This window comes from Pseudomonas sp. GW821-FHT09D08 (assembly GCF_059416305.1).
The window spans coordinates 273,147-283,411 of the sequence record NZ_JBWKOX010000005.1 but is presented as its reverse complement, the minus strand read 5'-3'; the positions used below and the strand labels follow the sequence as shown (position 1 = coordinate 283,411).

The window sequence follows — 10,265 nt, the reverse complement described above, 5'->3', positions numbered from 1 at the left end:
GGGTGGACGAAGGGGATCGAACCCTCGACAACGGGAGTCACAATCCCGTGCTCTACCAACTGAGCTACGCCCACCATATTGCGTTAACAAAGAAACCAAACTACTTCTTTGTCTGACCCCACCCTGCATGTAAACCGAGTAAGGCCTTATTTGGTGCGGATGAAGAGACTCGAACTCTTACGCCTCGCGGCGCTGGAACCTAAATCCAGTGTGTCTACCAATTCCACCACATCCGCGCTTGAAGCTCTTAAAGCAAAGGCGCCAGACGGTTAATCTGGCGCCTTTCAAAATATGGGGTGGACGAAGGGGATCGAACCCTCGACAACGGGAGTCACAATCCCGTGCTCTACCAACTGAGCTACGCCCACCATATAGCGCTACTTGTGCCAAAGCTGCCTAATGGCGCACCCGGCAGGACTCGAACCTGCGACCATCCGCTTAGAAGGCGGATGCTCTATCCAGCTGAGCTACGGGCGCCTTATTAATCTGTACTCTTGGAGGATTACAAACTAAGTGCTTCCAGCCTTGCAGAACAACGATTCTGCTCGACCTTCTTAACCAGTGCTAGGCTGTGCCCGACAAGTGCGACGAATAGTATAGAGGGCCTGGAAACCCGTCAAATCTTTTTTGAAAAAAATTCATTTTATTTAAGGGGTTAGGCCAATTTGCGGACCAAGCGCCTTTGCCCTCACGTCGTGGCGTGCGAGAATGCGCGCACTTTTCCTCCCCCTCTCGATGGTTAATCACGCGTAATGACTGCACAACTTATCGACGGCAAATCAATCGCCGCCAGCCTGCGCCAGCAGATCGCCAAACGAGTCACCGAGCGCAGCCAGCAAGGCTTGCGCACGCCTGGCCTCGCGGTGATCCTGGTCGGCAGCGATCCTGCCTCTCAGGTTTATGTCTCGCACAAGCGTAAAGACTGTGAAGAGGTCGGCTTTCTTTCCAAGGCCTACGACCTGCCTGCCGACACCACCCAGCAGGCCCTGACCGACCTGATCGACAGCCTCAACGACGACCCGGCGATGGACGGCATCCTCCTGCAATTGCCATTGCCCGCGCACCTGGATGCGTCCAAGTTGCTCGAGCGCATCCGCCCTGACAAAGACGTCGACGGTTTCCATCCTTATAACGTCGGCCGCCTGGCCCAGCGTATCCCGCTGCTGCGCCCATGCACGCCCAAAGGCATCATGACCCTGCTGGAAAGCACCGGTGTCGACCTGTACGGCCTCGATGCCGTCGTCGTCGGCGCGTCCAACATCGTGGGCCGCCCCATGGCCATGGAGTTGCTGCTGGCCGGTTGCACCGTCACCGTGACCCACCGCTTCACCAAGGACCTGGCCGGCCACGTTGGCCGTGCCGACCTGGTCGTCGTGGCCGCCGGCAAGCCGGGCCTGGTCAAGGGCGAATGGATCAAGGAAGGCGCCATCGTCATCGACGTGGGCATCAACCGCCAGGAAGACGGCAAGCTGGTCGGCGACGTGGTGTATGAAACCGCCCTGCCCCGCGCCGGCTGGATCACCCCGGTGCCGGGTGGCGTTGGCCCGATGACCCGTGCCTGCCTGCTGGAAAACACCCTGTACGCCGCAGAAACCCTGCACGGTTAATAACCAGTCGTACTGAAAAAGCCCTGCCTTATCGCAGGGCTTTTTATTGCCCGGAAGAAAACCTGTTTTTTCTTAGTTTTTAAGCACTTTCGTCTGGTTTTAGAAGAACATTCGACAGTCTCTCGTCCATACTCCTAAAATGTAACGCCATTTGTCACAAAACCCGTTTCCCAACGGTATTTCTTACTTTTTAGCGAGTTCATCCGCGTGAAAATTCGTCTTTCCATTGTCAGCCTGTTTTTTGCGTTCACCGGCACCTTTGCGCACGCCGCCGAATCCACCCTGGCGCCGCGGGATCCGTCCAAACTGCAGATCGCTTCCGGCAGCGCCATGCTGGTGGACCTGCAGACCAACAAGGTCATCTACGCCAGCAATCCCGACGTGGTGGTGCCTATCGCTTCGGTGAGCAAGCTGATGACGGGCCTGATCGTCCTTGAAGCCAAGCAGAACATGGACGAGTACATCGACATCAACATCACCGACACGCCGGAGATGAAAGGCGTGTTCTCCCGCGTGAAGATCGGCAGCCAGATGCCGCGCAAGGAGATGTTGCTGATTGCCCTGATGTCCTCGGAAAACCGCGCCGCCGCGAGCCTGGCGCACCACTATCCGGGCGGCTACGCGGCCTTTATTGCCGCGATGAACGCCAAGGCCAAGGCCCTGGGCATGACCAGCACCCATTATGTCGAGCCCACCGGCCTGTCGATCCACAACGTGTCCACCGCCCGCGACTTGAGCAAGCTGCTGGCCTATGCGCAAAAATTTCCGATGCTGAGCCAGTTGAGCACCACCAAGGAAAAGACCGTAACGTTCCGCAAGCCCAACTACACCCTGGGTTTCTCCAACACCGACCACCTGATCAACCGCGCCAACTGGGATATCAAGCTGACCAAGACCGGTTTCACCAACCAGGCCGGTCATTGCCTGGTGCTGGTCACCCGCATGGGTAATCGTCCGGTGTCGCTGGTGATCCTGGATGCTTTCGGCAAATTCACCCACTTTGCCGATGCCAGCCGGATCCGTAGCTGGGTCGAGACCGGCAAGGGCGGCTCGGTGCCGGACGTCGCGCTGCGCTACAAGGCTGACAAGAACCTGAAAAACCGCGCGAATGCCGCCGAAGTCCGCCGTTAAGGAACACCGAGAACGCATTTAGGAGGGGCTCGCCCCTCCCATTTTATTTGTGTTCCGCCAACACCTTGAGCGCCTGCGCCGCCGCCCGCTCCTGCCCGGCCTGGGCCGTTGCGTTCGCCGAGTCCCGCCAGCGCTGCGCATCCACATTGGCCGGCAATTGGCTCGGGCGCTGGGTGACGATTGCCCAGTGCCCGGCACTGCTCCACTTCGACTCAAAGTCGCTGAAGCTCATCAGCAGGCGTCGGTCCATGCCTGAACGCAACAGCACCGTGCTTTTCTGCTGGTTGAAACCCACCACCACCACGTAGCGCGCGTCAGACAACAGGCCGCCGCCAATCCGCGCCATCACCGGATAACCCGCCGCCACCTGCGCCAGTACCGCGGTCAACTTGGCATCCAGGGGGTACACCATAAGCCCGTACTCACGGGCCAGCACCTGCATGTTGCGCTCCAGGTCCGCTTCACCGCCCGGCAAATGCAACGGTTTATCCAACAAGCCCGGTGTCATCACAATGCCTTGTTGCGACAGCATGCTGGCTAACGCTGTAGGACCGCTCTGATAAGCCTCGCTGCGAAAGGTCGGCACACCATTGAGTTCGACACGTTCCGGCAGGCCCGGAAGTTTCGACGGCTGCCCGGAACAGGCCGCGAGCCCCAGGGCACAGGCCAGCAACAAGGATGTTTTAAGGTTCGACCGTAACCGCAATTTTTTACTCTCTTGATCAACTGCCGGTGGGGGCTCTGATCATAGGACGCTCTGCCACGCGGGTATAGCCCATAGGCTCAGTAAAGCGTCGCGGTTAGAGCAAACGAGTTGGACGAACACGACCATTGGTTAATAGCAGGCAACCGCCGGGTAGCTAGACTGTCCATTGAGAAGACTGTGTGTGCCCCCCGCGGGGCGAAAGGAGGCCAAAATGAGCCTTGCAACAACGATTTTCCTGTTGATCTGCGGTTGGCTGGCGGTAGCCGGCGCCATGTTGTGGGGGGTGTTGCGCATTACTCGCCGGCACCATCACCCCCACGTCAAACCTGAGGCACCCGCCAAGCCCCATAGAGCGGCGGTGCACCACGCCTAGCCAGGCATGCAATTGAAATCCTGAGTCGCCGCGACTTCCTTACCGTGCCCGTCCATCAGGGATGCGCGCACGGTGGTGCCCAGGCTCGACTCCACCAGGGTGTAATGCTCACCCGCCTTGAAATCCTTGTACTCGACCCGACCCTCGCAGTCCTGCTGGTTGTCGTCGCCGGCTTCTTCCTCGAACAACGTCACGTCCAGGCGATGATCCCCGGGGGGCACTTCGAAAAAGCGCCCGTCGTCGACACGCTTGCCGTCCACACGTTCGGCCATCAGGTCGTTCGGCGCTTCTTCTTTCAAGCCGATCCAGGCTTCGCTGGGGTCCGCCTTGGGAATCGGGCCGGCACAGGCCGACAACAACAAAACAGCCCCCAGGGCGGGGATCAACAATAAAGGCTTGAGTGACATGGCAGGGCTCCAAAGAACATCAGTAAAAAGACAAGTCGTCCGATGGGATGCAAGCTTGGGCAGCCACGCCCTGTAGAACAAATGAATCCATATGAAACGATCTTCAGCCCTTACCTAAATGTTCCTTCACCTGGCTGAAAGGCGCGTGTTAGGTGGGTCGGGCAAGACTGCCGGGGTTTGCAATCCTGCTCCCTCGGAGGTTCACGCATGCTCGGGCTGGTAAAGACCGCACTGCAAAAGCCGTACACGTTTATCGTGTTGGCCATATTCATCTGCATCATCGGGCCGATGGCGGCCCTGCGAACCCCCACCGACGTGTTTCCCGATATCGGTATCCCTGTGGTCGCCGTGGTCTGGCAGTACAACGGCCTGTCGCCGGACGCCATGGCCGGCCGGGTGATCTACACCTACGAACGCTCCCTGAGTACCACCGTCAACGACATCGAACATATCGAATCGCAATCCCTGCCCGGCATGGGCATCGTGAAGATTTTCTTCCAGCCCGGCGTCGACATCCGCACCGCCAACGCCCAAGTGACCGCCGTATCACAAACCGTGCTCAAGCAGATGCCACCGGGCATCACGCCACCGCTGATCCTCAACTACAGCGCCTCCACGGTGCCGATCCTGCAAATGGCGTTCTCCAGCCCGACGCTGTCGGAAGCCAAAATTCGCGACCTGGTGCAGAACAATATCCGTCTACCCCTCAGCGCCCTGCCCGGCCTGGCCATGCCCACGCCGATGGGTGGCAAGCAGCGGCAGATCACCCTCGACCTCGACCCTCAGGCGCTGGCGGCCAAAGGCTTGTCAGCCCAGGATGTGGGCAATGCCCTGGCACTGCAGAACCAGATCATCCCGGTGGGCACCGCCAAACTCGGCCCCAATGAATACACGATCCTGCTCAACAACAGCCCCAAGGCCATCGATGAGCTCAACGACCTGCCGATCAAGACCGTCGACGGCGCGCTGATCACCATCGGCCAGGTTGCCCACGTGCGCGACGGTTCGCCGCCGCAGACCAACATCGTGCGCGTCGACGGCCATCGCGCGGTGCTGATGCCGGCGTTGAAAAACGGCAGCATTTCCACCTTGTCGATCATCGACGGTATCCGCCAGATGCTGCCGCGCATCAACGAAACCCTGCCGCCGTCACTGAAGACCTCGTTGCTGGGCGACGCCTCGGTGTTCGTCAAGCAATCGGTGGGCAGCGTGGCCCAGGAAGGCATCATCGCCGCGCTGCTGACCAGTGCGATGATCCTGCTGTTCCTCGGCAGCTGGCGCTCCACGATCATTATTGCGGCGTCGATTCCCCTGGCGGTGCTGTCGGCCATTGCGCTGCTGGCGGTCAGCGGGCAGACCCTCAACGTCATGACCCTCGGCGGGCTGGCGTTGGCCGTAGGGATCCTGGTGGACGACGCCACGGTGACCATCGAAAACATCAACTGGCACCTGGAGCAAGGCAAGCCGGTGAAGACCGCGATCCTCGACGGCGCCGCGCAAATTGTCGGCCCGGCGTTCGTCTCGCTGCTGTGCATCTGCATCGTGTTCGTGCCGATGTTCCTGCTGCAAGGCATCGCCGGTTATCTGTTCCGGCCGATGGCGCTGGCGGTGATCTTTGCCATGGCCAGCTCATTCATTCTTTCGCGCACCCTGGTGCCGACGCTGGCGATGTTCCTGCTCAAGCCACATATGCCGGAGCCAGGTGCCGGACATCACCCTGAAGACGAATTCATCAACCACCATGAGGGCGAGCAGCACAAGAAACCGCGCAATGCCGCGCTGCAAGCCGTGCTGAATTTCCAGCAAGGTTTCGAGCGTCACTTCTCGAATATCCGCGACACCTACCACGGCCTGCTGACCTTGGCCCTGGGCAATCGCAAGGGTTTTATCGTCGGCTTCCTGGCCTGTGTGCTCGCCTCATTCCTGCTGTTGCCCAGCCTGGGCCAGGACTTTTTCCCGGCGACGGATGCCGGCGCGCTGGCCCTGCATGTGCGCCTGCCGCTGGGCACGCGTATCGAAGAAAGCGCCGCCGCCTTCGACCGCATCGAAGCGCGGATCCGTGAAGTGATCCCCGCCGAAGAACTGGACACCATCGTCGATAACATCGGCATTCCGCTCAGCGGCATCGACATGGCCTACAGCAGCAGCGGCACCATCGGCCCGCAGGATGGCGACATCCAGGTCAGCCTGAAAAAGGGCCATGCGCCCACCGCCGACTACGTGAAGAAACTGCGTGAAGCGCTGCCGCAGAGTTTCCCAGGCAGCCACTTCGCGTTCCTGCCGGCGGACATCAGCAGCCAGATCCTCAACTTCGGCGCGCCGGCGCCGCTGGACGTGAAAATCTCCGGGCGCAGCGATGCAGAAAACCGCGCCTATGCCGTCGAGTTGGAACGTCGCCTGCAACACGTGCCCGGTATCGCCGACCTGCGCATCCAGCAGTCCACCGGCTACCCGTCGCTGCAGGTGAATGTCGACCGCATGCGCGCCAACGGCCTGGGCATCACCGAGCGGGACGTGACCAACAGCATGGTGGCGTCGCTGGCCGGCAGTTCGCAGACCGCGCCGACCTTCTGGCTCAACCCGGCCAACGGCGTGTCCTATTCCATTGTCGCCGCCACCCCGCAATACCGCCTCGACAGCCTGCCGTCACTGGAAGCGCTGCCCGTCACCGGCGCCGATGGGCAGTCACAGATCCTCGGCGGCGTGGCCACCATCTCCCGCGTGCAAAGCCCGGCGGTGGTGACCCACTACAACATCGAACCGACCCTGGACCTGTACGCCAACGTGCAGGGCCGCGATCTCGGCGGCGTAGCCCGCGACGTGCAAAAGGTGCTGGATGACACCGCGCATCTGCGCCCCAAAGGCGCGACGATCAGCCTGCACGGGCAGATCGATGCGCTGCATGAAGCCTTCAGCGGCTTGAGCCTTGGCCTGCTGGGTGCGGTGGTGCTGATCTACCTGCTGATCGTGATCAACTTCCAGTCGTGGGCCGACCCGTTCGTCATCATCACCGCGTTGCCGGCGGCGCTCGCAGGCATCGTGTGGATGCTGTTCCTCAGCGGCACCTCCTTGTCGGTGCCGGCGCTCACCGGCGCCATCCTGTGCATGGGCGTGGCCACGGCCAACTCGATCCTGGTGGTGAGCTTCTGCCGTGAGCGCCTGGCCGAACATGGTGATGCGTTGAAAGCCGCCATGGAGGCCGGTTACACGCGCTTCCGCCCGGTGTGCATGACCGCCCTGGCGATGATCATCGGCATGTTGCCCCTGGCAATTTCCGAGGAGCAGAACGCCCCGCTCGGGCGCGCCGTCATCGGCGGTTTGATCTTCGCGACCCTCGCCACATTGTTGTTTGTTCCCGTGGTCTTCAGCCTGGTCCACGGTCGTCACCCTACTCGCGCAGTTGCAGGAGAAACCCCACATGTCGTCTGATCACAAACCCTCGCGCAAGCGTCTGATGCTCATGGGTGTCGGCGGCCTGACCCTGGCCGCCCTGTTGGTCGCCAACGGCCTGCATGCCCGCACGCTGCACGAACAATCGGTCACGGCCTGGACCGAGACCGCCGCCATCCCGCACGTGATGGTGTTCCAGCCCCGGCAGAATGTGGCCGGCGATACCTTGCGCCTGCCGGCGCACCTGGAAGCCTGGAGCAAGGCGCCGATCCACGCCCGGGTCAGCGGTTACCTGAAGGATTGGAAAGTCGATATCGGCAGCCGGGTCAAGGCCGGGCAAGTCCTCGCGGAAATCGACAGCCCCGACCTGGATCAACAGCTGGCGCAGACCCATGCACGCCTGGTGCAGGAACAGGCCAACGCACGCCTGGCCGAAACCACCGCCACGCGCTGGCAAAACCTGCTGGCCAGCCATTCGGTCTCGCGCCAGGAGGCCGATGAAAAAACCTCCAATGCCGCTGCCGCCAAGGCCAACGCCGAGGCCGCCGCTGCCGACTACGCCCGGCTGTCGGCGCTGGAAAACTACAAGACCCTTCGCGCCCCGTTCGCCGGCACCATCACCGCGCGCAACACCGATATCGGCCAGCTGATCAAGGCCGACACCGACAGCGATCCGGAACTGTTCAACATTGCCGACACCCATCAATTGCGCCTCTACGTACCGGTGCCGCAGAACTACGCAGCGGTCATCCATCCGGGCCTTGAAGCCGAGCTGACCGTGCCCGAGCACCCCGGCAAGCATTTCAAGGCGCGCCTGATCGGTGACTCCACCGCCATCGACCGCCGCTCCGGCACCCTGCTCGCCCAGTTCGTCGCCGACAACCCCGACGGCGAACTGCTGCCCGGTGATTATGCCGAGGCCACCCTGCCGATTCCGGCCGATACCCATGGCGTGAGCATCCCGGCCAGCGCCCTGATCTTCCGCGCCCAGGGCACCCAGGTGGCGGTGTTGGACAGGCAGAACCATGTGCACCTGCAGCCCATCCATATCGGCCTCGACCTGGGCGAACGCCTGGTGATCGACCAGGGCTTGAAACCCGCCGACCGCATCGTCGACAACCCGCCCGATGCCCTGCGCGAAGGTGATCCCGTGCAACTCGCCGATGCCTCCGGAGGTGCACATGCGCATAAGGCTTAAACCGCTCGCTGCATTGACGCTGCTGGTCTTGCAGGGTTGCTCGATGGCGCCGACCTACAAGGTGCCAGCGATCGACCTGCCGGCCCACTACCGCGAACAGACCAGCGATGGGCCCTGGCACAGCGCGCAGCCGTCCGACCAACTGGCGCCCGAATGGTGGAAGCTCTACAACGATTCGCGCCTGAATGACCTGCAACAGCAGCTGCTCAAGGCCAACCCGGACCTGGCGGCGGCGCTGGCGCACTTCGATGCTTCCCAGGCGTATGCCAGCCAACTGCACGCAGGCCTGTTCCCGCAGATCAGCGCCAGCGCGCAACCGCTGCGCCAGCGGCAATCGGATTCGCGACCGTTGCGGGGGGATACGCAACCGTCGGTGTACAACAGCAACATCGCGGGGTTTTCCTTGAGCTATGACCTGGACCTGTGGGGCAAAATCCGCAACCAGGTCGCGGCCGGCGATGCCCAGGCGCAAGCGTCCGGGGATGACCTGGCGGTGGCACGCCTGAGTTTGCAGCGTCAGTTGGCGACCTTGTACGTGCAGCTCAATGGGCTGGATGCACAGAGCCGGATTCTCACTCGCTCGCTGGATGATTTCAGCCAGGCATTGCAATTGACCCGCAGCCGCTACGAGGGCCAGATAGCCTCGGAGCTGGACCTGACCCGTGCGCAAAATCAACTGGCGCAGGCCAGGGCGCAATTGGATGAAGTGCGCGGCCAACGCAACCTCACCGAGCACGCCATCGGTGAGTTGGTGGGCGTGGCAGCCAGCGACTTTACCTTGCCCCCCGGCCAGCAACTGATCGCCCTGCCGGGGGTTCCGTCGCAGCTGCCAAGCCACCTGCTGCAACGTCGCCCGGATATTGCGGCGGCAGAGCGCCGTGTGTTTGCAGCCAACGCGAATATCGGCGTAGCCAAGGCGGCGTGGTATCCGGACTTCAGCTTGACCGGGTTGATTGGCGGGCAGACACAGGGCGTCGGCAATCTGCTGTCGGCGGGCAATCGGTATTGGGCACTGGGCCCGTTGGTGAACCTGCCGATCTTCGACGGTGGCCGCTTGAGCGCCAATGAACGCCAGGCCAAGGCCGAGTTTGAAGAGGCGTCGGCGCAGTACCGCAGCCAGGTGCTGAAGGCCGTGCGTGAGGTGGAAGATAACTTGGCGCAACTACGGGATTTGCAACAGGAGGCGCAGGATGAACAGGCGGCAGCGGATGCGGCGCAGCATACGCAATCATTGGCGATGAACAGCTATCAGGCGGGGGCGGTCAGTTACCTGGATGTGGTGACCGCGCAGACGGCGGCGTTGCAGGCGCAGCGGACATTGCAGGCGGTGCAGACGCGGCAGTTGCAGGCCAGTGTAGGACTCGTGACCGCACTCGGCGGCGGCTGGCAACCTGGCGCCTGACATCATCCCAGGCACAGTGATAGCGGTGGAACAGCCAGTTTATCCGTAGCT

General features: G+C 61.9%; 8 protein-coding genes and 4 tRNA genes. 6 read left to right on the top strand and 6 right to left on the bottom strand.

What is annotated here, in order from left to right:
* Window position 1: 1 nt before the first annotated feature.
* The 4 genes from AC07OP_RS12750 to AC07OP_RS12735 form a co-directional block, all read right to left on the bottom strand.
* Window positions 2-74 (bottom strand) — tRNA-His (locus AC07OP_RS12750).
* Between the two features lie 77 nt (window positions 75-151).
* A tRNA-Leu gene (locus AC07OP_RS12745) sits at window positions 152-236 on the bottom strand.
* 56 nt (window positions 237-292) lie between these two features.
* A tRNA-His gene (locus AC07OP_RS12740) sits at window positions 293-368 on the bottom strand.
* Between the two features lie 32 nt (window positions 369-400).
* Window positions 401-477, bottom strand: a tRNA-Arg gene (locus AC07OP_RS12735).
* A gap of 275 nt (window positions 478-752) precedes the next feature.
* Between AC07OP_RS12735 and folD the strand changes: the two genes are divergently transcribed.
* Together folD and pbpG are read left to right on the top strand one after the other, a co-directional pair.
* Entirely contained in the window at window positions 753-1,607 is an 855-nt protein-coding gene (gene folD, locus AC07OP_RS12730) for a bifunctional methylenetetrahydrofolate dehydrogenase/methenyltetrahydrofolate cyclohydrolase FolD (RefSeq protein WP_027606241.1), read from the top strand.
* A 207-nt stretch (window positions 1,608-1,814) separates the two neighbouring features.
* Complete coding sequence (gene pbpG, locus AC07OP_RS12725; RefSeq protein ID WP_495101732.1) at window positions 1,815-2,738, top strand: D-alanyl-D-alanine endopeptidase; 924 nt, start codon at window positions 1,815-1,817, stop codon at window positions 2,736-2,738.
* A gap of 43 nt (window positions 2,739-2,781) precedes the next feature.
* Here pbpG and AC07OP_RS12720 read toward each other — a convergent pair whose 3' ends face one another.
* Complete coding sequence (locus tag AC07OP_RS12720; protein ID WP_065940154.1) at window positions 2,782-3,444, bottom strand: peptidase C39 family protein; 663 nt, start codon at window positions 3,442-3,444, stop codon at window positions 2,782-2,784.
* A gap of 211 nt (window positions 3,445-3,655) precedes the next feature.
* On the opposite strand from AC07OP_RS12720, the gene AC07OP_RS12715 reads away from it, so the two are divergent.
* Window positions 3,656-3,817, top strand: a complete 162-nt coding sequence (locus AC07OP_RS12715; RefSeq protein WP_166655314.1) for a hypothetical protein — start codon at window positions 3,656-3,658, stop codon at window positions 3,815-3,817.
* On the opposite strand, the gene AC07OP_RS12710 is transcribed toward AC07OP_RS12715, so the two are convergent.
* Window positions 3,814-4,224: a PA0061/PA0062 family lipoprotein gene (locus AC07OP_RS12710; RefSeq protein WP_065940155.1), complete on the bottom strand. Its 411-nt coding sequence runs from the start codon at window positions 4,222-4,224 to the stop codon at window positions 3,814-3,816. The two genes, AC07OP_RS12715 and AC07OP_RS12710, sit on opposite strands and share 4 nt — an antisense overlap.
* 207 nt (window positions 4,225-4,431) lie before the next feature.
* On the opposite strand from AC07OP_RS12710, the gene AC07OP_RS12705 reads away from it, so the two are divergent.
* Genes AC07OP_RS12705 through AC07OP_RS12695 form a run of 3 tightly spaced genes read left to right on the top strand, consistent with a single transcriptional unit; the run spans window position 4,432 to window position 10,214 of the window.
* Window positions 4,432-7,653 (top strand): efflux RND transporter permease subunit, encoded by a 3,222-nt coding sequence (locus AC07OP_RS12705; protein ID WP_495101733.1) that lies wholly within the window; start codon window positions 4,432-4,434, stop codon window positions 7,651-7,653.
* Window positions 7,643-8,812 (top strand): efflux RND transporter periplasmic adaptor subunit, encoded by a 1,170-nt coding sequence (locus AC07OP_RS12700; RefSeq protein ID WP_495101734.1) that lies wholly within the window; start codon window positions 7,643-7,645, stop codon window positions 8,810-8,812. Before AC07OP_RS12705 ends, AC07OP_RS12700 begins: the two co-directional genes overlap by 11 nt.
* Complete coding sequence (locus AC07OP_RS12695; RefSeq protein WP_495101735.1) at window positions 8,796-10,214, top strand: efflux transporter outer membrane subunit; 1,419 nt, start codon at window positions 8,796-8,798, stop codon at window positions 10,212-10,214. Before AC07OP_RS12700 ends, AC07OP_RS12695 begins: the two co-directional genes overlap by 17 nt.
* Window positions 10,215-10,265 lie beyond the last annotated feature (51 nt).

Coding starts and splice junctions, on each gene's coding strand:
- folD (WP_027606241.1), top strand. CDS start 753: ATGACTGCACAACTTATCGACGGCAAATCAATCGCCGCCAGCCTGCGC.
- AC07OP_RS12715 (WP_166655314.1), top strand. CDS start 3,656: ATGAGCCTTGCAACAACGATTTTCCTGTTGATCTGCGGTTGGCTGGCG.
- AC07OP_RS12710 (WP_065940155.1), bottom strand. CDS start 4,224: ATGTCACTCAAGCCTTTATTGTTGATCCCCGCCCTGGGGGCTGTTTTG.
- AC07OP_RS12705 (WP_495101733.1), top strand. CDS start 4,432: ATGCTCGGGCTGGTAAAGACCGCACTGCAAAAGCCGTACACGTTTATC.
- AC07OP_RS12700 (WP_495101734.1), top strand. CDS start 7,643: ATGTCGTCTGATCACAAACCCTCGCGCAAGCGTCTGATGCTCATGGGT.
- AC07OP_RS12695 (WP_495101735.1), top strand. CDS start 8,796: ATGCGCATAAGGCTTAAACCGCTCGCTGCATTGACGCTGCTGGTCTTG.